We start from the raw sequence: 21,042 nt of genomic DNA, 5'->3' as shown, positions 1-21,042 counted from the left end.
CGAGATGGAGGTGGGAATCCTCCAGGCCGAATATCTAAGGTTTCCAGGGTAAAGCTGATCTGCCCTGGGTAAGTCGGGACCTAAGGCGAGGCCGAAAGGCGTAGCCGATGGACAACAGGCTGAAATTCCTGTACCATACCGGTACAGAACTGCGGGGACGCATGGGGAGAGCGCGAGCCGGGAACGGAAAGCCCGGCGCAAGCACAGGCCCTGCCATGAGGCAAATCCTTATGGAGGAGGGGGCTGTGTGACGCGGAGCGAAATAACAGTAGCGAAGAGCGCCGCCCCTGTGCCGAGAAAAGCCGCTATCGTTACCGGTATGCCCGTACCGTAAACCGACACAGGTGGATGAGGAGAGAATCCTAAGGCCGGCGGGAGAAGCATTGTCAAGGAACTCGGCAAAATGACCCCGTAACTTCGGGAGAAGGGGTGCCCACGTGAGTGGGCCGCAGAGAATAGGCTCAAGCAACTGTTTAGCAAAAACACAGGTCTATGCGAAACCGAAAGGTGAGGTATATGGGCTGACGCCTGCCCGGTGCTGGAAGGTTAAGAGGAGAGGTTAGCGCAAGCGAAGCTTTGAATTCAAGCCCCAGTAAACGGCGGCCGTAACTATAACGGTCCTAAGGTAGCGAAATTCCTTGTCGGGTAAGTTCCGACCCGCACGAAAGGCGTAATGATTTGAGCGCTGTCTCGACAATGCACCCGGTGAAATTGAAGTACCAGTGAAGATGCTGGTTACCCGCGCCAGGACGGAAAGACCCCATGGAGCTTTACTCCAGTTTGGTACTGGGGTCCGGTACTGCACGTACAGGATAGGTGGGAGACAAAGAAGCATGGACGCCAGTCTGTGCAGAGTCGCTGTTGGGATACCACCCCTGCAGTATTGGGCTTCTAACCAGCCGCCGTAATCCGGCGGTGGGACAATGCCAGGCGGGGAGTTTGACTGGGGCGGTCGCCTCCGAAAGGGTATCGGAGGCGCTCAAAGTTTCCCTCAGGATGGTTGGAAACCATCTAAAGAGTGCAAAGGCAGAAGGGAGGCTGACTGCGACACCGACGGGTGGAGCAGGTACGAAAGTAGGACTTAGTGATCCGGTGGCACAAAGTGGGATTGCCATCGCTCAACGGATAAAAGCTACCCTGGGGATAACAGGCTTATCACTCCCAAGAGTTCACATCGACGGAGTGGTTTGGCACCTCGATGTCGGCTCATCGCATCCTGGGGCTGGAGCAGGTCCCAAGGGTTGGGCTGTTCGCCCATTAAAGCGGTACGCGAGCTGGGTTCAGAACGTCGTGAGACAGTTCGGTCCCTATCCGGCGCGGGCGTAGGATATCTGAGGGGAGCTGGCCTTAGTACGAGAGGACCGGGCTGGACGGACCGCTGGTGGATCTGCTGTGCCGCCAGGCGCATCGCAGGGTAGCCAAGTCCGGAAGGGATAAACGCTGAAGGCATCTAAGCGTGAAGCCCACCCCAAGATAAGATATCCCATTCCAAAAGGAAGTAAGAACCCTTGAAGAGTACAAGGTAGATAGGACAGAGGTGGAAGTGCAGTAATGTATGGAGCTGACTGTTACTAATCGTTCGAGGGCTTATCCAAGCAAGCGGATCATAAAGGGAAGCATCTCTTCTGTATGAAGTTTTGAAGGTATGTAACTTACCTTAATCAATGACAGATGTCATATGGCCCAGTGGCTCAGTTGGTTAGAGCGCCGCCCTGTCACGGCGGAGGCCGTCGGTTCAAGTCCGTCCTGGGTCGTTTTACATAGAGATATGTAAATGTTAGTATGGGATCTTAGCTCAGCTGGGAGAGCATCTGCCTTACAAGCAGAGGGTCACAGGTTCGAGCCCTGTAGGTCCCATTTTATAAAAACAAGAATCAGCTTGCAAAAGCTGTATTCCTTATATATAATTAAATAGTTCATATGGGCGGATTCCCGAGTGGCCAAAGGGGACAGACTGTAAATCTGCTGGCGATGCCTTCGAAGGTTCGAATCCTTCTCCGCCCATTTCCATTCTTTGCTAAGAATGAGAATTACATATTATCGCGGGGTGGAGCAGTCTGGAAGCTCGTCGGGCTCATAACCCGAAGGTCATAGGTTCAAATCCTATTCCCGCAACTCAATGCCCAGTTAGCTCAGTTGGTAGAGCAGAGGACTGAAAATCCTCGTGTCTCTGGTTCGATTCCGGAACTGGGCATTTTCAAACAGTGTTTGAACAGTTTCATATATGGGGTATTAGCTCAGTTGGCAGAGCACTTGACTTTTAATCAAGTTGTCCGGGGTTCGAATCCCCGATGCCTCATTGCTTTGGAAAGTCCCTGAACATCAGTATTTATGCGGTGTTCAGGGATTTTTGTTTTTCCTGGAAAGAATTTGAAATCGCTGACGGGACGTTTCCGGCGGGGAATCCAGTTAAATAGAATGACTTTGGAAAGCGGCTTCCGCAGGTTCTGTAATGAAATAGTTTAGAAAATCCGCCGCCCCGTTTCAATATCTTGGCCATATTGACAAAAAATTAACAAATAGAAGAAAACAGGTTGCGCCAAACGGCAGGAACAGAGTATAATCAAAAAAGATGGCATGCTGAAAACGCCGCTTTGCAGCGGCGAAACAGTCCAATCGACATAAGGTATATGATGTATATGACACCGTTCCAAAGGAGGTTTCTATGATTTACTCTGCAGAAGTAAAAAACATGTGTCCTGTTACTCAGGGAGTCCACCACGGTGCAGCTCCGATTCCGGAAGAGGCAAAGTGGGTGAAAGCAAAGAATGTAGATGATATCAGCGGCTATACCCATGGAATCGGCTGGTGCGCGCCGCAGCAGGGATGCTGCAAGCTGTCTCTGAATGTAAAAGACGGCATTATTCAGGAAGCACTGGTAGAGACCATCGGATGTTCCGGAATGACCCATTCCGCAGCCATGGCTTCTGAAATCCTTCCGGGTCTTACGATTCTTGAAGCGCTGAATACCGACCTGGTATGTGACGCAATCAATACTGCCATGCGTGAGCTTTTCCTTCAGATTGTATATGGCCGTACACAGAGCGCTTTTTCCGAAGGCGGTCTGCAGATCGGCGCCGGTCTGGAAGATCTGGGTAAAGGCACCCGTTCGATGATCGGCACCATGTACGGTACCCTGGATAAGGGACCCCGTTATCTGGAGATGACAGACGGTTATGTGACAGAGATCGCGCTGGATGAAGATGATGAAATTATCGGATACAAATACGTGAACTTTGGCAAGATGATGGATTTCATCAAAGCCGGCGATGACGCGAATACTGCCCTGGAGAAAGCGTCCGGTCAGTATGGACGTGTACAGGACGCTGTTCGCTGCATTGATCCGCGGAAAGAGTAAACAGAGGAGGATAGAATCATGGCATTATTTGAATCATACGAAAGAAGAGAAAAACAGATTCTCGAAAAACTGAATGAATATGGCATCTCCTCGATCGAGGAAGCGGAGAAAATTACAAAAGACGCCGGCCTGGATGTTTATCATATGATTGAAAACATTCAGCCCATCTGTTTTGAGAATGCAAAATGGGCCTATACGGTAGGCGCAGCGATTGCGATTAAGAAAAACTGCCGCAAGGCATCCGACGCGGCAGCAGCGATCGGCGAAGGTCTGCAGTCGTTCTGCATTCCGGGTTCTGTGGCGGACCGCAGAAAAGTAGGTCTTGGACACGGTAATCTGGGAAAAATGCTTCTGGAAGAAGATACCGAATGTTTCGCGTTCCTGGCCGGCCACGAGTCCTTCGCGGCAGCGGAGGGAGCAATCGGTATCGCGGAAAAAGCGAATAAAGTCCGCAAAAAACCGCTGCGTGTAATCCTGAACGGTCTGGGCAAAGATGCGGCACAGATTATTTCAAGAATTAACGGTTTTACCTATGTGGAGACAGAATACAACTATCAGACCGGCGAATTGAAAGAGGTATTCCGCAAGACATATTCCAAGGATGCGGACAGCCCTCGCGCGAAAGTGAACTGCTACGGTGCCAATGATGTGCAGGAAGGCGTAGCTATCATGTGGCATGAGAATGTAGATGTATCCATTACCGGAAACTCTACCAACCCGACTCGTTTCCAGCATCCGGTAGCAGGTACGTACAAGAAAGAACGTCTGGAAGCAGGCCGGAAATATTTCTCAGTAGCTTCCGGCGGCGGTACCGGACGTACGCTGCATCCGGATAACATGGCAGCAGGCCCTGCTTCCTATGGTATGACAGATACCATGGGACGGATGCATTCCGATGCCCAGTTCGCAGGTTCTTCCTCCGTTCCGGCCCATGTAGAGATGATGGGACTGATCGGAGCAGGAAACAATCCGATGGTAGGCATGACAGTGGCTACCGCGGTTTCCATCGAGGAAGCAGCTGCAGCAGGCAGATTCTAAAAGCCAGAAATAACAGATCATACAGAAAGTATACAATCCCCGGGCATTTGCCCGGGGATTTGCGTGTGCTGCATTTTTCAGGACAGAGAATGGCAGGAAGACTTGACAGATAAACGATATGGTGTGTAAGATTGCGGTCATGATTTGCAGCTTTGGCAGCAGATGCTACAATAAGACAGAAGCAGAGGCAAAAAACGAGTCAGACGGAATTGGAATGAGACAGACGGTACCAGACAGAAGCAGAATCAGATAGAAAAGGAAGACAGGATATGAACAGTGAAAATAAAAATGAGATGAGAGACAGCAAAGGGATGACAGAGGAAGAATTTCTGGAGGACTACAAGAAACATGCGTATCCGGCGCCGTACCTGACAGCGGACATGGTGATTTTTCGAAAGAAAGATGAGGGATATGAGCTGCTGCTGATTCGGAGAAAAAACCATCCTTTTATCGGCATGCGCGCAGTTCCGGGCGGGTTTGTTACAAAAGGGGAAAGCGCGGAAGAGGCGGCAGCCAGAGAACTGGCAGAAGAGACACATGTAGAGGGGATTCCGCTGAGCCATCTGCGTCTGTACAGCAGTCCGGACAGGGATCCCAGGGGCTGGATTGTAACCGAAGGATTTTTTGCGGTGTGCGGCAGCAGTGTGGAAGCATCCGCGGATGATGACGCGTCGGATGCGGTCTGGTTCCGGGTGGAAGAAAAGAGCTGCAGGATGGGAGCGGGAACCGGATCACTGCATTTGCAGCTGACTGCAGGAGAAGAAACCCTGGAGCTGCGGGCAGAAACTGCAAAAAATCCATATACGGATCAGTGGGCAGTATCTGCCATGCATGCCAATGCAATTGCCACGGATCACGGGCAGATGATCTGCGATGCCTGGCTGGCGATACGTAAAGCATAGGATCGGATCTGTGCCACAGCTTAGAGGATCGTTTCCATTGTTGTGCGCATGGGCTTCATTCCCATCGCCTCATAAAAGCGTCTGGCACCGTCATTCAGTTCCCAGACATTCAGCGTGATGTGGTAGACACCGCTGGAACGGGCAAATTCCCGGATATACTGAAAGATTTCGGTGGCCACATGATGTCCCCGGGCCTTCTCATCGACACAGATGTCGTCGATATAAAGGGTTTTCACATCGGTAAGGATACTGTCATTGACGGCCTGCTGAAAAATACAGAAGCCGTATCCCAGAACTTCTCCGGTGTCTTCCGAAACGCCTACAAATATCGGGCGGCTGTCATCGGGAAGCATCTGTTCCAGATCTTCCCGGGAATATTTGGTGTGTTTTTTAAACAGATCCGGGCGGCCGAGATGGTGCACCAAGTTTACCTGTGCCAGCAGACTGAGAATGCCGGAAATATCACGGGACTGCGCTCTTCGTATGTTCATAGGAAAAACCTTCTTTCTGAAATCTTCTGAAATGAATGCTGCAGTGTGATCGGGCAGCTGAAAACATTTTACCACAGCAGAGCGTAAAAGAACAGGATCGTCGGAACCTGAGAAAAAACAGATCCGTCAGATTCGCATAAGTTCCGGGAGAATGACAGGATGGGGCTTCGGAAGAGGTCTCAGAAGCGTGGAAGGAAACAGTTGATTTCTTGCGCCGGACACAGTACAATAAAGGTCAGGCTCCAGCACAGTTGGAGCCAATATTTTTAAAGGAGGAATACTGCATGCCAATCAAAATACCGGACCAGCTGCCGGCCAGAGCAACACTGGAAAGTGAGAACATATTTGTAATGACGGAGCACAGGGCGATGCATCAGGATATTCGTCCTTTGAATGTAGTCATTCTGAATCTGATGCCTACAAAGATTGTGACAGAGACCCAGCTGCTGCGGAGGCTGTCCAATACGCCGCTGCAGGTGCAGGTGGAATTCCTGCAGACGGAAAGTTACAAACCGCAGCACGTCAATGAAAATCATATGGAGTCATTTTATACGACTTTCAGCAGAATCGAACACCGACGGTTCGATGGGATGATCATTACCGGGGCGCCGCTGGCAGATATGGCCTATGAAGATGTGAGCTACTGGGCAGAACTGTGCAAAATCATGGACTGGGCGGAGACCCATGTGCACTGCACGATGTATATCTGCTGGGGGGCACTGGCCGGACTGTATTATCACTACGGAGTGCCCACGGTAATGTATGACGAAAAAATGTCCGGTGTATACAAAAATCGCGTACTGAAAAAAAGTTCTCCTTTTGTCCGGGGATTTGATGATATTTTCCATGCGCCCCATTCCCGGGAAGTGGGTGTCCTGTCAGAGGATGTACTGAAAGTACCGGAACTGGAGATACTGGCCGATACGGAGAACGGCGGCCCTACATTTATAAAGACAACCGATTCCAGCAAATTCTTTGTCCTTTGTCATCTGGAATATGACGCCAATACCCTGGCGCTGGAATATTTGCGCGACCTCGAAAAGGGAATCCATCCAAATGTTCCGGTGAATTATTTTCCAAATGATGATCCGAAGAAAAAACCGCTGGTCACCTGGCGTTCGGCCGGTCAGCTGATGTTCTCCAACTGGCTGAACTATTATGTATACCAGACAACACCTTATGATCTGGATGCAAAGGGACAGGCACCGGGCAAAGATACCAGTCTGGCGCATTCCTCGTCCGGACTCCCCGCGAAACAGTAATCTTCTGTGTTCATCCCAGGCAGCAGACCGCTGTCTGCATCTGACAAAGAAAAAAGAGAACCTTGTATCTGCAGCAGGTACAAGGTTCTCTTTTTTTCAGTTGGCGATCGTTCAGGAAAGCGCTTCGACAGCAGCGACTGCTTCGTCCAGGTGAGGATTCTCTGTCTGGTCAAACTGACCGGCATCCGCCTTCTCCGCATAGGAAGGTTCGATGGGCAGCTTCGCCAGCACCGGTACATGGATCTCGGCAGCGGCTTCCTCCACATGGCTTTCACCGAAGACCCGGATCTGCTTTCCGCAGTCCGGACATTTCAGCCAGCTAAAGTTCTCTACGATGCCCAGGACCGGAACATTCATCATCTGTGCCATATGGTAGGCCTTTTTCACAATCATGCCCACCAGTTCCTGCGGGGAGGTGACGATGACAATGCCGTCAACCGGCAGGGACTGAAAGACTGTCAGTGGAACGTCGCCGGTACCCGGCGGCATATCCACAAACAGGTAGTCCAGATCGCCCCAGACCACATCGGACCAGAACTGCTTGACGGTGCCGGAGATCACCGGACCGCGCCAGACCACCGGCGCTTCCTCATCCTCCAGCAGCAGGTTCACAGACATGACACGGATGCCGTCTGCGGTTTCGGCCGGGAAGATACCCATGTCGCTTCCGGTGGCCGGTCCGTGCAGGCCGTACATTTTCGGGATGGAAGGACCTGTAATATCCGCATCCAGGATACCCACTGCATAGCCCTTTTTCCGCATGGCGGATGCCAGGGAAGCGGTGACAAAGGATTTGCCCACGCCTCCTTTTCCACTGACTACCGCAATGACTTTCTTTACGGAAGAGTATGCATTCAGCTGTTCCAGCAGGCTCTCCGGCGCTGCCCCTGCCGCGCTGGGGCAGCCTTCACAGCTTTCTTTCGAACAGGAAGACGCGCTGGCGCATGTAGTTTCGTTTTCTTTCATAATCAGTTCCTCTGCTTTCTGTTAGGTTTCTGGTATTTTTACATTCAGTGGCAGGAATGCCTGCCACAGCCGTGGCCTTCAGGGCCGTGACTTTCACAGCTGTGATTTTCGTGGTCGTGATGGCTGCAGTTTGCGTTTTCCACAAAGGCAAGACTTCCGTCCAGAAGGGAACGGACCGCCTCGTCGGCGCTTCCGGACACGCCGGCATACAGACGGACACCGGCCTCATTCAGCGCTGCCTGCGCACCGCCGCCGATTCCGCCGCAGATCAGGGCGTCTGTCTGCAGGCTGTGCAGAAAACCTGCCAGGGCGCCGTGCCCCTGACCGTTGGTACCCACGATTTCCTGGTGGGTGATGGTATTGTTATCCACATCGTAGATCTTGAACTGTTCGGTGTGGCCGAAGTGGGGGAAGATGTTTCCGTTTTTATAAGTAACAGCAATTCTCATAGCAGTTGCTCCTTTTTTGCTTAATGCGTCCGGCAAAGCATCGGTACACCCGGAGATGGCATGGCAGGAACTGCCGCAGCACAGGCTGTTTTGCCGGTCGCAGAGTCTGTAGTGTCCGCCGCGGATCAGCAGCGGGCGGCCGTTGACAATACTGTCCGCAATTTTATGGCGGGCAGATTCGTAAATTTCTGTAGCAGTGGTTCTGGAAATGTCCATCCGCGCAGCACACTGCTGATGGGTCAGATTTTCATAATCGGCCAGACGGATCATTTCGTATTCATCCAGACTGAGAACCACAGGAGGGCTCGGTCCGCCGTCTTCCGGAAGAAAGTTCCAGTATGCGGGAAAGGCGCAGATGCGTCTGCAGCGCGGTGGTCTTGGCATGAAAATTCATCTCCTTTTCATTTTATTTTCGACATATGTCGATTATAAAATGGAAGATCCGCTTTGTCAAATTGGTGGGGACCTGTTTATCAAAAGTTTATAATATAAGGGTAGTCAGGAAAACAATGTTATGTTACAATAATGTTACAAAATAGATAAGAATATTACAGATAAATGCAATAAAAACACAATAAATGTAATTTTTATAAAATAGTTTTTCAATAACAGGAGTTTCCAGTGTTTTATAACAGAGCAAAGAAAAAAATCAGAATAATTTTTGCGGCAGCAGCATGTGCGCTGACAGCCCTGATTCCGGCACAGAGCGCATGGGCGGCATCCAATTTATCGGTTAGCGATTATGTGGAAGAAGCCAAGGATGTGGCCAGGGACAATTCCCACGGCTACAGCCAGTCCGGCCGCTGGGGAAGAAATTATGACTGTTCCTCCCTGGTAATCCGTTCTCTGAAACGGGCAGGATTTGACACAAACGGCGCATCTTATACCGGAGATCTGAAAGCACGCCTGACCAAGGCAGGATTCCGGTACATCAAGGGATCCTCCCTGAAGCTCTCCAGCTGCAGAAATCTCCAGAAAGGTGATATTCTGCTGGCAAACGGCCATACCGAGATTTACGCAGGCAATGGAAAGTTAGTAGGAGCCCATAGAAATTATGACGGCAGAAGCGGGGACTCTTCCGGCAGGGAAATCAGTATCAGCAGATATCGCGGAGGCAGATGGTATGGTGTGCTGCGTTATAAGGGCAATACCGCAAACGTGTCTATTGAGAGCGTAAAAGTAAAAAAATCCGCGAAAAAATATAAAAAGGGATCCTATAAAACCAAAGCAAAGAATCTGACGGTTCGAAAGAAGGCAAAGGCCTCATCCGGAAAGCGGTACACGTTAAAGAAAAAAGGTACCCGTATAAAGATTACAAAAGTTTCCGGCAGCTGGGGAAAGGTAACCTACAAGGGAAAGACCGGCTGGGTAGCTATGAAATATCTTAAAAAAATCTAACAATTAGGTAACATGACTTGCATGCGATATGCTCCTGTCGTATAGTGTGTAGAGAACGACAGGAGACAGACAGCAGCAGAGAAATACTGTTGAAAACAGAGATCAGATCTAAGAGACTCGTATCCTGCCACAGGCTTCGGATACGGGTTTTTTGTCAGTACTGCTGGGATTACGATGTGCCTGTCATAGTCTGTTTTTCTTGCAGCAGAGAATAAAAACAGAAAGAAAGGTAGGGATGATATGATTAATAAGAAAAATAAGATTTTTCTGAAACCCGCAGTTGGCGCAGTCTGCGCGGCGGTGATTAGTTCCGGGGCATTTGCAGGCGTACCTGCAGCTGCATTTGCAGCAGAAAGCGTGCAGCCGCAGAATACGGCAGCTGTATCCAAAAAGGCTGCTGTCCGTACTTCCGAAGCAGAAAAAGAAAATGAATCTTTAAATAAGGATACCGGCAGCACGGGAAGCGGCTCTGAAACGACAGATCCGAATACGGAAAACCCGGATTCTGAAAAGCCGAATACCGGAGAAACGCCAGAGAAAAAGAATGGCCTGGTCCGTGAAAACGGTGTGACTTATTATTATATTAACGGAGTTAAGCAGTTCGGACGTCAAAAGGTCAATGGCACCTGGTATTATTTCAAGAAAAAATCCGGCGCTATGGGTCATGGCTGGGTAAAAATCAAGGGAGTCAAATATTATTTCGGTGCTGACGGCAAAGGGTATATCGGCCGGAAGAAGGTAAAAAACACCTGGTATTACTTTAAAAAGTCAAGCGGCGCGCTGGGCCGCGGCTGGGTGAAGATCAACGGCACGAAGTATTATTTCAACAAGAAAGGCCAGGGAGTCACCGGATTCCAGACCATCAGCGGCGCGAAATATTACTTCAAGTCAAGCGGCGCGCTGGGCACAGGCTGGAAAAAGGTCCGCGGCAAAAAGTATTACTATGGACCGAAGCTTTTCTACGGGCGCCACAAGATCAACGGAAAATATTATTATTTTGACAAGAAAACCGGCGCCATGAAAACCGGCTGGGTGGTTCTGAACAAAAAGAAATATTACTATAACAGGAACGGGCAGCAGGCCTTCGGCACGGTCCGCATCGGCAAAACATATTATACCTTTGATCCGAAGAAAAAAGGCGCGCTGACAAATACAGTAAGCGATGCCATGGATACCAAAGCGCAGAAATATTCCAGCAGTACCGGATATCTGATTCTGGTGAACCTGTCTTCTCATCAGGTGCGTGTATACAAAGGCGCAAAAGGCAACTGGAAAAAGGTCCGTACCATGACCTGTACCAACGGAAAGTCATCCACACCGACAGTCACCGGCGAATATACCGTAGGCAACAAGGGCCTCTATTTTGACACAGGTACAAGAGGAAGATGCTGGTACTTTACACAGTTCCACGGCAATTACCTGTTCCACTCTGTGATTTATGACCGGTCCAGCTCACCGAAAAACATCATTGATGGAACGATGGGCGCAGGCGCATCCCACGGATGTGTCCGTCTGGCACTGAACAATGCGAAGTGGATCTATAATAACATTCCGAGAAATACCAAAGTTGTAACTTATCGTTAACGCTGGCAGACAGCGTCTGACAGAAAAAGGCTGTGAAACCATCACGTTCGATGGTTTTCACAGCCTTTTGGCGTGTGCGCCTAGCGGCGCACGTTTCTAACGGGTTAAAGTCCCGAATCCACCCGGTAGTGGGAAGGATATAGCCGAAGGCAAGGGTGTCCATCGTGAGGTGGAATCTGAAGGAAGCTGGATGTGAGGAAAATACTAACTCACGGGCAAATCTCTGGTCTGACGGACAGAAATCTCATAGGAGGTTATGCATGAGGGTAAGGTTGCACGACAAATCGAAGCCCAATAACTACACGGAATCATGCATGATAGATGAGGCAGATGGATGGAGAGGAAGAAACGTGTGGTACCTAGGGAGGTCTGTGCGGTACGCCTTGAAAGAGGTAACCCTTGCATAAAGCAATGCTGAACGCACAGAAGTCAGCAGAGGTCATAGTAGGAGTCAAGGCAAACAAGGGAGCGCCAGGAATTGATGGCATGACCGTTGAGGAGGCTCTTCCATATCTAAAGGAACATCAACAAGAGATAACCGACCGCATTTATCGTGGAAAGTATACTCCGTCTCCAGTAAGACGAGTTGAGGTTCCCAAAGCAGATGGTGGTGTGCGAAAGCTTGGCATACCAACAGTGGTAGACCGTACACTTCAACAGGCAATAGCCCAACAGTTAGTGCCAATCTATGAACCGCTGTTTGCAGGGGGTAGCTATGGCTATCGTCCGAACAGAAGTGCAAAAGACGCAATACGCAAGGTTAAGGAGTATGCCGAACAAGGCGATACATTTGCTGTAGTCCTTGACTTGTCAAAGTACTTCGATACTCTTAATCACGAAATTCTCATCAATCTTCTCCGAAAGAATGTAAAAGATGAACGTGTAGTACAGTTGATAAAGCGCTATCTGAAAAGCGGTGTAATGGAGAACGGAGTAGTCATTGACACAGAGAAAGGCTCACCACAAGGTGGAAATCTATCCCCATTGCTGGCAAATGTCTACCTCAATGAGTTCGACCAAGAATTCTTGAAAAGAGGCGTTCCATGCATAAGATATGCAGATGACATTGTGCTTCTTGCAAAGAGCAAGCGGGCATCAGAGAGACTCTTGGAAAGCAGTACAAAATATCTTGAGGAGAGGCTGAAACTTACAGTTAACCGAGAAAAGAGTGGTACTGTCAGCGTATTTGCGATCCGAAATTTTAAATTCCTTGGCTTTGCATTGGGAAGGAACGGAAAAGGCATTTATGTCCGAGTTCATCCGAAGTCATGGAAGAAGTTTAAGTCTGGACGGAAGGAGTTATCTTCCCGTAAGCGATGTCAGTCAATCAAGCCAAGCCTTGAGAAAATCAAGGTGTATGCGAGGGGATGGCTTAACTACTACGGAATTGCAAGTATGAAGAATAACATAGATGACATCAACGGATGGCTCTACCACAGAATACGTATGTGTATATGGAAACAGTGGAAACTTCCAAGAACAAAGAAAAGAAATGAAACCGCCGTGTACCGAACGGTACGCACGGTGGTGTGAGAGGACGGCGGTTAGTCACCGCCTCCTACTCGATTATGGGAAAGGGTATTACCAGATGCCCAGTGTGTGCTGCAGCAGCAGGCTGACGCCTGTGATTCCGACCCAGCAGACGGCGCCCAGGAAGATGGGCTTTCCGCCGCTGCGCACCAGATGGACAATATTGCTGTTTAAACCGATGGCGGTCATGGCCATGACGATAAAGAACTTGCTCAGCTCTTTTACAGGGGTAAATACTTCCGCGGGAGCCCCCAGAGATACGGCAATGGTGGTGATGGCAGAGGCAGCGATAAACCAAAGGATAAATTTGGGAAAGATCTGCCATACCCGGATGGAAGAGCCGTGGCTGTTTTCTTTTTCTCTGCGGGCCCGAAGTAGCGCCAGAACAATCGTAATGGGAATGATCGCAAGGGTTCGGGTCAGTTTGACAGTGACTGCCTTGTCCAGGGTGGCAGAGCCCAGATGCCAGGTGCTGTCCCAGGTGGAGGCGGCAGCAGTGACCGATGAGGTGTCGTTGACTGCAGTACCTGCGAAAATACCAAAAGCTTCTCCGGAAGAGGTGTTAAAACCGATGGCCGCACCCAGCACAGGGAACAGGATGGCGGCGATGACATTAAAGAAGAAGATTACGGAAATGGCCTGGGCGATCTGCTCGTCATCCGCGTCAATGGCAGGCGCGGCGGCGGCTATGGCAGAGCCTCCGCAGATGGAGGAGCCGACGCCTACTAAGGTGGAAATCTTTCCTTCAATGTGCATCAGACGGCTGCAGAGAAATGCCAGGATCAGAGAAGTGGAGATGGTGCACACGATAATCGGCAGAGACTGGCGGCCGGTAGCCAGAATCACATTCAGATTTAGGCCAAACCCAAGGAGAACGACAGCCAGCTGCAGGATTTTTCCGGAAGTGAACTGGATCCCGGACTGCAGTCCGGTTTTGTCCTTTTTGATCAGAGTAATCACCATACCGGCCAGAATCCCAAAGACAGCGCCGCCGATGACCGGGATGGCACGGCCAAGCAGCCAGCAGGGAAAGGCGATGCACAGACAGAAAAGAATCCCGGGACCGTTTTGTTTTAAGAATTTCATATACAGATACCTCACTTGTTTCCTGAAGATTTATAGTGGTTTTCATGTGCTTAGCATACAGCAGTACAACGATAATGAAAAATTATATATTTTTATTTAATAATAAGATATAATTATAGAGAAGCAGAAGCCTTCGGGACAACAATGGATGGAACGGACCAGGTCAGAGAAAAGGAGAAGAGATATGCTGGATCTTCGGATCGAAACATTTCTTATGGTATGTGAAACCATGAACTATACAAAAGCTGCCCGCAGACTGAATATTACACAGCCGGCCGTGTCGCAGCACATCCGTTATCTGGAGGAATATTACGGAAAGAAGCTGTTTTGCTACAGCGGGAAAAAATTGACGCTGACCAGGGCGGGAGAAATGCTCCGGCAGGTATCCGGGGCCATGCGGAATGATGAGGATCTGCTGCGGCGCCGCATAAAGGAAGAAGATCCGGAGGTGTTTCCCCTGTATTTTGGTGTGACAAAGACCATTGGAGAATATGTGATCGCGAAACCTCTGGCGCGCTATATGCGGCGCCACCCGGATACGCCTGTGCAGATGGAGATCAGCAATACGGATGTGCTGCTGCGCCATATGCGGGAGGGAATCATTCATTTTGCATTGGTCGAGGGATATTTTAACAGCCGGGAATATGATTCCATTCCGTACGCGATGGTTCCTTTTGTGCCGGTCTGCGCGGCGGGCCACAGGTTTTCCGCAGAGCCCTATCAGACCAGGGATCTGCTGGGGGAAAACCTGATTCTCCGGGAACAGGGAAGCGGGACCCGGATGATTCTGGAACGGCAGTTAAACGCGATGAATCTGCAGATTGGGGATTTTCGCAGAGTCTGCGAAATCGGCGGGATGCACGCGATTCTTCAGATGCTCCAGGAGGACGCTGGGATTTCGTTTATGTATCTGTCTGCTGCCCAGTCGTTGATTGATCAGGGAGTGCTGCGTCAGATCCCGCTGAGGGATTTTCACACGCCCCATGCCTTTAATTTTATCTGGGAACGGGGCAGCGTGCATGAGCCGATCTACCGGGAAATCTGCGCGGAACTGGGAATGAAGGAACGGACAGACAGAGGGCCGGCAGCAGGCAGCGGCCAGTCCGGATGAAAGATGTGATGGAAGATACGTTTGAACAGGTGCGCAGGCAGGTGTACCGTTAAGAAAAAATGGGCATACAGCGGCGGAGAAGAAACCGGAAAACCGGGTTCTTCTCCGCCGTTTTTCTGCATCCGGGTGCGATTTGACAAGGAAGCAGATGCCTGTGTCAGTATTCTGAAATGGAATATTGAAATAAAGATTTACAATTTTTCAACGGGTTTTTCCATATCTATAATAAAGATAAGGAATAAGCAACCGGAATATGGAGGGATCAGACAATTGCTGCTTACAGCAGCTGCAAAAGGGAAAGGAAGGAAATTCATGAAAGAGAAAAACAGGAAAAGTGAGCTGTTTGGCTTTGGCAAAGGCTGGTGGACGATTCTGTACTGTCTGCTGATGTTCTGGTTTTACGCCGGCATGGTAAATGACAGCTCGAATGTAGTGGCGCCGGCGGTGGCGGCCAAACTGGGGATTCCGGCCGGAAATGTACTGAACATGGGAACCGTGGCTGCCATGGTGGGTGTTGTCTTCTTCTTTATTATGGGAGCGGTGAACCGGAAAATCGGCGCAAGGATTACGTCCTGCATCTGCCTGATCCTTGGAGCTGTGGGATATTTCGGCATGGGGCACGCGAACAGCCTCGCACAGTATGGGATTTCGCTGTGTATCTGCACCATCGGCTGCATGAGTGCGGGGTATATCTCAGGCGGCGCGCTGGTGGCTTCCTGGTTCCCTAAGAAAAAGGGCATTGTTATGGGATATACAACGATGGGACATAATTTGTCCACAGGCTTCTTTGTTCCGTTGATTACGGTGCTTGTTGCGCGTCTCGGGGTTACCCGGGCAGTTGTGCTTCCCTGTGTGCTTTTGCTGGTACTGGCACTTGCAGGCCTGGCTGCTGTGCGCAACAATCCGCAGGATCGCGGCATAAATCCGGACAATGTATCCGATGAAGTGTACCGAAATGAGTATTTTTCGGAAGAAGTCGAAGACGACGGCGGATGGACAGTCAAGCGCCTGTTCCGCAGAAAAACCTTCTGGCTGGTAGCCATTGCCTCCGGCGGATTCCAGTTTGTATCCACCGTCATTATTACACAGCTGGTAGTGCGCAACCAGGAGGTGGGATTTACGCAGGCACAGGCTGTGGGAATCATGACGATTCTGGCCTTTGCGGGAATTGTGGGTTCCTGGATTATCGGCGCGATGGACCAGAAGCTGGGGACAAGAAAAACGATGATCTTTTTCGGTATCTGGTATGCGGCAGCGCTGCTTCTGGAAGTAACGGAAAAACGTCCGCTGGTGATCGTGTTCCTGATTATGTTTGCCCTGGCGCTGGGAGGCTCGGCAAACTTTACCACTTCCCTGCCGGCAGCCGTGTTTGGCCGGCATGGATTCAAAAAAGTGAACAGTGTATTGTTCCCGATTCAGGCGCTGGTATCGTCCTTTGGCTTCTGCGTCAATGGAAATGTGCTGAATGCCACAGGAAGTCTCCGGATGTCCTATGTGATTGCGGCAGTGGCTTCCCTGCTGGTGGTGGTATTGGTGCTGTTTATCAATGAGCATCAGTTTAACCGTGATTACATGAGCACAGAAGAAGCGGAAGCATTTACCAGACAGTTAGAATCAGAAGACTGAGATACAGAAAGAGAAAGGAAAAATCATATGACAGCGAGAGAAAATATACTGCGGGCATATCGGCATGAACTGCCGGTCAATGTACCGAACGGATTTACAGATATCGATATCTGCGATTCGTATGGAGAACGGTATTTCGGAGAAGGACAGGGGAAGGACTGGTTTGGCGTGGAATGGACGTATACGCCGGAACTGCATTCCCAGACACCGACGCCGGGAAAAGAGGTAATCGAAGATCTGGAAGACTGGAAAGAGCATATTTCCATGCCGGATCTGGACAGCTATGACTGGGAGGCAATTGCTGCAGAGGCCACTGCAGGCTGGGACCGGGAAAACCGGGTATCCCTCTGTATGCTTCTGGAAGGGCCATTTGAGCGGATGGTCAGTCTGATGGGATTTGAAAATGCTGCCTGCGCCTTTTATGAGACCCCGGATGAGGTGCATGAATTCATGGAGGCGCTGACAGATTTTAAGTGCAGATATATTCATATCCTGAAAAAATATTTTGATTTTGATATTATTGCATTCCACGATGACTGGGGAGATAATAAGAATATGTTCTTCGATATGGGGATGTGGCGCACGTTTATCCGTCCCTGCATTCAGCGGGTCATTGACGCGGTTCACGCGGAAGGCATGCTCTTTGAGATGCATTCCTGCGGTTATATCTATCCAACCATCGGAGATCTGGTGGAAATGGGAATTGATTCCCTTCAGCCGCTGCAGTATGTGAATCCGGTCGCTGACATTAAAAAGGAATTCGGTTCACAGATCCTTCTGAGCGGAGGCTTTGACACGCAGGGAGTCTTGGAGCGTCCGAACGCAACGGAGGAAGAAATCATCCGTGAAGTGCACCGGACACTGGATGAAATGGCGCCCGGCGGCGGATATGTGGCGCTGGTGCCGATTATTAACGATCAGGTACGCGCGGTGGTTACAGAAGAGATCAGCAGATACGGAGAAGGATTTTATCAGTAACGCTGAGGATACTTATGCATAATGTGGATGTAAGAAATGTGAGTCTTGGTCAGATTATGTATTTCGTTAAGGTGGCAGAGAGCCTGAGCGTCTCTGCCGCCGCGGAATATTTTAATCTGACCCAGCCGACGTTAAGCAAGAAAATTGCCAGTCTGGAGGCACAGCTGGACCTGCAGCTTTTTATCCGGACCAACCGGATTGTGGCCCTGACGCCGGCCGGACAGTATCTCTATGAGCAGTGGCGCTATGAAGTCAGCCGGCTGGAAGAGGATATTCAGTTTGCCCATGTGCTGCAGACCGGAAAAAGCAAAAGTGTGGTAATCGGCATCATGGACTCCTTTGATCCGGAACAGGTGATTCTGCCGCTGCTGGCAGATTTCAGCCGGAAGTATCCGGATATTCATCTGCGGGTGGAGTCTGACGCGGCACAGGATGTGCGGAATATGCTGATGCGGGGCGAGGCGGATCTGGTATTTTCCATTCTGTATGACTATCAGGACAGGGAGCTTTCCCAGATCGAATATCGGGAACTGGGAGCAGCGACCCATTGTGCGTGCATGAGAAAAAGCAATCCGCTGTCCGGGGCGGAGAGCCTGTCGGTAGCAGATCTGCGGGAGGCGGAATTTGTCTGTATCTCTCCCCGGCAGCTTCCGGAATACGTCCGGATGCTGCAGCGGCTGTGCGAACCTTATGGATTTGCGCCGAATATTACCAATTATGTATCGTCGGCCAATTCCCTGACGCTGAATATTAACAGTGATAACGAGGTATTTATCTGCGACCGATATTATCTGGATGTCAATGCGGAAAAACATGTCAAAGTACCGCTTCGGGATACACACAGCAGCATCGTGCTCGCCTGGAGGAAAGAAAATGAGAAAACCTATCTGAAGGATGTGGTGGAGGAAGCGCTGCATTTCTTCGGCTGAAGGCCGCAGGACAGAAAAACGCCGTTCGTTCCCGTCAGTGATTCCATCTGACGGAAAGGAACGGCGTTTTGTATTTCAGGTATCAGAGTATCACCGGTCCGTTTTGTGCGTTGTAACGGAACCGTCCGTCCGCGCCCCTGGTTACAGAAAGATCACAGGATACGTTCTGGGACGGATCCGGGTGATTCTCCCAGAGATGATACAGGGTGGGCAGAAAAACCGGCCACTGGCTTGCCTCGTAGTCTTCGTGTTCGGTGGCCCAGTTGGGGACCGGATGCAGATCCGGATTTTCACGCAGCATGTCCAGGACAAAATCCGGCGGCATGGAGCATCTGGAATTCGTAACAGTGGCGGTAATGTGGTTGCATCCGCCGTCGGTATCTTCCCAGAGGTGAATCGTAGAGTCCACCAGCTCGCCCTTGGCATTGAAGACGCCTTCGCAGAGCGCGTGGGAGAGGCAGGTGGTGAAAGGATAGAATTCCGCCAGATGCAGGCGGTGGATTTCCACACCGTCGCCGCCAAATACCGGGATGCCCGGCTCGCAGGCTTCGGCAATCATGTGTACGGTATCTTCAAAAGCGTAAGCTGCGGGGGCCTTGACCCAGCTGAATTTCTTATGGGAGCCCGGGGCCCAGAGGTAGTAGCATTTTTCCATATTGGCCCAGAACCAGTCAAGCATTCTGGCAGTTACGCCGGGAAGAAAATGCTGTTTCTGGGAGGGCAGTTCGTAGCCTTTGGCGAGCGCTTCCGGACTGAGGGAAAGGGGCGGAAGCAGGGGATCCGGCTTGGCCGGGGCAGTGTATTCCGCAAATGGAATATGGATGTTCTCCTGGATGGGCTGATAGGTCTGGCCGGCATTCGGGATATAATTTGCTGCGTCTGACATAGTGATAAATCCTTCTTTCTGTTTGTGAGATCTGTGTGCTTTGCAGATGGTTCTGCGGATTTTGGGGTAATTATAACATAAATTCCGGGAAATACAGATGCATTCTCCGGATTGCCCGCCTGCTCTGTGATGCGCTGTCTGCAGGACGTTGAGCTTATCTGCGGATTTTGGTACAATACGTAGGTAATTTCAGAGAAAGTCACAGAGGAATCTTCTATATATGAATAAGAAAGAAATCGCCGAAATCAAAAAACTTTTTACCAAAGAACGCAGCTGTATTGACCGGATCTGCGGGTGTTACGTAGACGCGGAGAAAAATAAAGTCCTGCAGTTTGAAGAACCCTTTTTGTCTGTGCCGGAGGGGGAAATGTACAAATATTTTGATATTTTCCGCAAAAATCTGTCCGGCACCCTTGGGAAAAATATGCTGAATATGGAGTTCCCGCTGGAGCAGGAGCTGGGAGAAGGCACACAGAAGTCCCTGCTTGCGCTGCGGGACACCGGGCTGAAGGAGCCGGCGCTGGTGGATGCCTTTTATGACCGGATTATTGAATCCTACTATCATCCGGAGAACTATCTGATCCTTCTGATCTACGGGATTTATGACATCCCGATGAAGACCAGCGACGGGCTGGAGATGGAGGACGCCTCCGATTATATGTATCCGTTTCTCATGTGCAGCCTCTGTCCGGTGACGCTGTCGAAAGCAGGCCTGTGCTACAATGCGGAGATGCATTCCATTACAGACCGGATCCGGGACTGGATCATCGGCCTGCCGGAGCAGGGATTTTTGTTCCCGGCCTTCAATGACCGGAATACGGATGTGCACAGTCTGCTGTACTACACAAAAAAACCGGAAGAAGTGTCCGCGGAACTGACGGAACAGGTGCTGGGCTGCGTGCAGCCGGTGACTGCCGGCGCGCAGAAGGCGTCGTTTGCCGCTATTGTGGAAGAAACCCTGGGGGAAGACTGCAGCTATGAGATCGTTCGGAATCTGCATGATACCCTGGATGAGCTGGTGGAGGAAGCGAAGGAAAGCCCGGATCCGGTGGAGCTGGACAAACTGGAACTTAAGAATATCCTGCGCAGAAGCGGCGCGCCGGAGGAAAAACTGCCGGTATTTGAGGAGAAATTTGATCAGCAGCTGGGAGAGCAGCAGCGGGTGATGGCAAAGAACATTGCCGATACCAGAAAGTTTGAAGTAAAGACAGCGGACGTTGTGGTCAAAGTGAACCCGAAACGTTCCGATCTGGTGGAAACCCGTATGATCGACGGACGAAGATGCCTGGTGATCGCGCTGGAAGAGGGCGTGGAAGTAAATGGCATCCATGTAAGCGCCGAAGGAGACAGCGGCGCGGCATATGAACCGGCGGAGAATGCAGAGTGGAAGGATACAGACGCAGGGTCTCAGGGATATATTCGCCCGGGCGACGCGCTGAATGAATAGA

The 21,042-nt window shown here is 50.5% G+C and carries 16 protein-coding genes, 6 tRNA genes, 1 rRNA gene and 1 pseudogene (1 of these 24 cut by a window edge); 19 read left to right on the top strand and 5 right to left on the bottom strand.

Translation table 11 applies throughout. From position 1 onward, the window contains the following. From CXIVA_RS04655 to CXIVA_RS04610, 10 genes are all read left to right on the top strand, one after another. Positions 1–1,595: ribosomal RNA gene (locus CXIVA_RS04655) — 23S ribosomal RNA — on the top strand; it begins 1,298 nt to the left of the window's first position. Positions 1,596–1,680: 85 nt separating this feature from the next. Then, a tRNA-Asp gene (locus CXIVA_RS04650) sits at positions 1,681–1,754 on the top strand. Positions 1,755–1,784: 30 nt separating this feature from the next. Then, positions 1,785–1,857 (top strand) — tRNA-Val (locus CXIVA_RS04645). 65 nt (positions 1,858–1,922) lie between these two features. Continuing rightward, positions 1,923–2,004: transfer RNA gene (locus CXIVA_RS04640), tRNA-Tyr, on the top strand. A 37-nt stretch (positions 2,005–2,041) separates the two neighbouring features. Continuing rightward, positions 2,042–2,115 (top strand) — tRNA-Met (locus tag CXIVA_RS04635). Between the two features lie 6 nt (positions 2,116–2,121). After that, positions 2,122–2,194, top strand: a tRNA-Phe gene (locus tag CXIVA_RS04630). Between the two features lie 32 nt (positions 2,195–2,226). Continuing rightward, positions 2,227–2,299: transfer RNA gene (locus tag CXIVA_RS04625), tRNA-Lys, on the top strand. Between the two features lie 366 nt (positions 2,300–2,665). After that, complete coding sequence (locus tag CXIVA_RS04620) at positions 2,666–3,358, top strand: nitrogen-fixing protein NifU (protein WP_013976863.1); 693 nt, start codon at positions 2,666–2,668, stop codon at positions 3,356–3,358. A gap of 18 nt (positions 3,359–3,376) precedes the next feature. Then, complete coding sequence (locus CXIVA_RS04615) at positions 3,377–4,396, top strand: GGGtGRT protein (RefSeq protein WP_013976862.1); 1,020 nt, start codon at positions 3,377–3,379, stop codon at positions 4,394–4,396. A 269-nt stretch (positions 4,397–4,665) separates the two neighbouring features. Continuing rightward, positions 4,666–5,298 carry an NUDIX domain-containing protein gene (locus tag CXIVA_RS04610; RefSeq protein ID WP_013976861.1) on the top strand — a complete coding sequence of 211 codons (633 nt, stop codon included), beginning with the start codon at positions 4,666–4,668 and terminating at the stop codon, positions 5,296–5,298. Positions 5,299–5,318: 20 nt separating this feature from the next. Here the strand turns inward: CXIVA_RS04610 and CXIVA_RS04605 are convergent, their stop codons facing one another. Next, complete coding sequence (locus CXIVA_RS04605) at positions 5,319–5,789, bottom strand: GNAT family N-acetyltransferase (protein ID WP_013976860.1); 471 nt, start codon at positions 5,787–5,789, stop codon at positions 5,319–5,321. Between the two features lie 284 nt (positions 5,790–6,073). Here CXIVA_RS04605 and metA point away from each other — a divergent pair, with 284 nt between their 5' ends. Next, positions 6,074–7,051: a homoserine O-succinyltransferase gene (gene metA / locus CXIVA_RS04600; protein ID WP_013976859.1), complete on the top strand. Its 978-nt coding sequence runs from the start codon at positions 6,074–6,076 to the stop codon at positions 7,049–7,051. Positions 7,052–7,162: 111 nt separating this feature from the next. Here the strand turns inward: metA and CXIVA_RS04595 are convergent, their stop codons facing one another. Both CXIVA_RS04595 and CXIVA_RS04590 read right to left on the bottom strand, forming a co-directional pair. Continuing rightward, a complete protein-coding gene (locus CXIVA_RS04595) occupies positions 7,163–8,017 on the bottom strand; it encodes an Mrp/NBP35 family ATP-binding protein (protein WP_013976858.1) in 855 nt (284 codons plus the stop codon). A gap of 44 nt (positions 8,018–8,061) precedes the next feature. Further along, positions 8,062–8,850: a DUF134 domain-containing protein gene (locus CXIVA_RS04590; RefSeq protein WP_013976857.1), complete on the bottom strand. Its 789-nt coding sequence runs from the start codon at positions 8,848–8,850 to the stop codon at positions 8,062–8,064. Between the two features lie 237 nt (positions 8,851–9,087). Here CXIVA_RS04590 and CXIVA_RS13330 point away from each other — a divergent pair, with 237 nt between their 5' ends. From CXIVA_RS13330 to ltrA, 3 genes and pseudogenes are all read left to right on the top strand, one after another. After that, complete coding sequence (locus CXIVA_RS13330) at positions 9,088–9,864, top strand: SH3 domain-containing protein (RefSeq protein ID WP_013976856.1); 777 nt, start codon at positions 9,088–9,090, stop codon at positions 9,862–9,864. Between the two features lie 240 nt (positions 9,865–10,104). Continuing rightward, complete coding sequence (locus CXIVA_RS13325; protein ID WP_013976855.1) at positions 10,105–11,448, top strand: L,D-transpeptidase; 1,344 nt, start codon at positions 10,105–10,107, stop codon at positions 11,446–11,448. Between the two features lie 431 nt (positions 11,449–11,879). Then, positions 11,880–12,942 (top strand): annotated as a pseudogene (gene ltrA, locus CXIVA_RS04570) (group II intron reverse transcriptase/maturase); the annotation flags it as partial. Between the two features lie 87 nt (positions 12,943–13,029). On the opposite strand, the gene CXIVA_RS04565 reads toward ltrA, so the two are convergent. Continuing rightward, positions 13,030–14,064 (bottom strand): putative sulfate exporter family transporter, encoded by a 1,035-nt coding sequence (locus tag CXIVA_RS04565; RefSeq protein ID WP_013976852.1) that lies wholly within the window; start codon positions 14,062–14,064, stop codon positions 13,030–13,032. 184 nt (positions 14,065–14,248) lie between these two features. On the opposite strand from CXIVA_RS04565, the gene CXIVA_RS04560 reads away from it, so the two are divergent. From CXIVA_RS04560 to CXIVA_RS04545, 4 genes are all read left to right on the top strand, one after another. Further along, a complete protein-coding gene (locus CXIVA_RS04560) occupies positions 14,249–15,175 on the top strand; it encodes a LysR family transcriptional regulator (protein WP_013976851.1) in 927 nt (308 codons plus the stop codon). A 312-nt stretch (positions 15,176–15,487) separates the two neighbouring features. After that, the gene (locus CXIVA_RS04555; RefSeq protein WP_013976850.1) at positions 15,488–16,801 is read left to right on the top strand and encodes an MFS transporter; all 1,314 of its coding nucleotides are present in this window, start codon (positions 15,488–15,490) and stop codon (positions 16,799–16,801) included. Positions 16,802–16,828: 27 nt separating this feature from the next. Beyond that, a complete protein-coding gene (locus tag CXIVA_RS04550; RefSeq protein WP_013976849.1) occupies positions 16,829–17,779 on the top strand; it encodes a uroporphyrinogen decarboxylase family protein in 951 nt (316 codons plus the stop codon). A gap of 14 nt (positions 17,780–17,793) precedes the next feature. Continuing rightward, positions 17,794–18,708: a LysR family transcriptional regulator gene (locus CXIVA_RS04545; RefSeq protein WP_013976848.1), complete on the top strand. Its 915-nt coding sequence runs from the start codon at positions 17,794–17,796 to the stop codon at positions 18,706–18,708. 82 nt (positions 18,709–18,790) lie between these two features. Here CXIVA_RS04545 and CXIVA_RS04540 read toward each other — a convergent pair whose 3' ends face one another. Next, positions 18,791–19,594: a hypothetical protein gene (locus CXIVA_RS04540; protein WP_013976847.1), complete on the bottom strand. Its 804-nt coding sequence runs from the start codon at positions 19,592–19,594 to the stop codon at positions 18,791–18,793. Between the two features lie 220 nt (positions 19,595–19,814). On the opposite strand from CXIVA_RS04540, the gene CXIVA_RS04535 reads away from it, so the two are divergent. After that, on the top strand, positions 19,815–21,041 hold the full coding sequence (locus CXIVA_RS04535) for a DUF4317 domain-containing protein (RefSeq protein WP_013976846.1): 1,227 nt from the start codon (positions 19,815–19,817) through the stop codon (positions 21,039–21,041). Position 21,042: the final 1 nt, after the last annotated feature.

The organism is Clostridium sp. SY8519, assembly GCF_000270305.1.
Lineage (GTDB): Bacteria > Bacillota > Clostridia > Lachnospirales > Lachnospiraceae > SY8519.
This window is presented reverse-complemented; position numbering and strand designations above follow the sequence as displayed.

What these genes read in the sequence shown, in the direction of transcription:
- CXIVA_RS04620 (WP_013976863.1), top strand. Translation starts at nt 2,666, where the DNA reads ATGATTTACTCTGCAGAAGTAAAAAACATGTGTCCTGTTACTCAGGGA.
- CXIVA_RS04615 (WP_013976862.1), top strand. Translation starts at nt 3,377, where the DNA reads ATGGCATTATTTGAATCATACGAAAGAAGAGAAAAACAGATTCTCGAA.
- CXIVA_RS04610 (WP_013976861.1), top strand. Translation starts at nt 4,666, where the DNA reads ATGAACAGTGAAAATAAAAATGAGATGAGAGACAGCAAAGGGATGACA.
- CXIVA_RS04605 (WP_013976860.1), bottom strand. Translation starts at nt 5,789, where the DNA reads ATGAACATACGAAGAGCGCAGTCCCGTGATATTTCCGGCATTCTCAGT.
- metA (WP_013976859.1), top strand. Translation starts at nt 6,074, where the DNA reads ATGCCAATCAAAATACCGGACCAGCTGCCGGCCAGAGCAACACTGGAA.
- CXIVA_RS04595 (WP_013976858.1), bottom strand. Translation starts at nt 8,017, where the DNA reads ATGAAAGAAAACGAAACTACATGCGCCAGCGCGTCTTCCTGTTCGAAA.
- CXIVA_RS04590 (WP_013976857.1), bottom strand. Translation starts at nt 8,850, where the DNA reads ATGCCAAGACCACCGCGCTGCAGACGCATCTGCGCCTTTCCCGCATAC.
- CXIVA_RS13325 (WP_013976855.1), top strand. Translation starts at nt 10,105, where the DNA reads ATGATTAATAAGAAAAATAAGATTTTTCTGAAACCCGCAGTTGGCGCA.
- CXIVA_RS04565 (WP_013976852.1), bottom strand. Translation starts at nt 14,064, where the DNA reads ATGAAATTCTTAAAACAAAACGGTCCCGGGATTCTTTTCTGTCTGTGC.
- CXIVA_RS04560 (WP_013976851.1), top strand. Translation starts at nt 14,249, where the DNA reads ATGCTGGATCTTCGGATCGAAACATTTCTTATGGTATGTGAAACCATG.
- CXIVA_RS04555 (WP_013976850.1), top strand. Translation starts at nt 15,488, where the DNA reads ATGAAAGAGAAAAACAGGAAAAGTGAGCTGTTTGGCTTTGGCAAAGGC.
- CXIVA_RS04550 (WP_013976849.1), top strand. Translation starts at nt 16,829, where the DNA reads ATGACAGCGAGAGAAAATATACTGCGGGCATATCGGCATGAACTGCCG.
- CXIVA_RS04545 (WP_013976848.1), top strand. Translation starts at nt 17,794, where the DNA reads ATGCATAATGTGGATGTAAGAAATGTGAGTCTTGGTCAGATTATGTAT.
- CXIVA_RS04540 (WP_013976847.1), bottom strand. Translation starts at nt 19,594, where the DNA reads ATGTCAGACGCAGCAAATTATATCCCGAATGCCGGCCAGACCTATCAG.
- CXIVA_RS04535 (WP_013976846.1), top strand. Translation starts at nt 19,815, where the DNA reads ATGAATAAGAAAGAAATCGCCGAAATCAAAAAACTTTTTACCAAAGAA.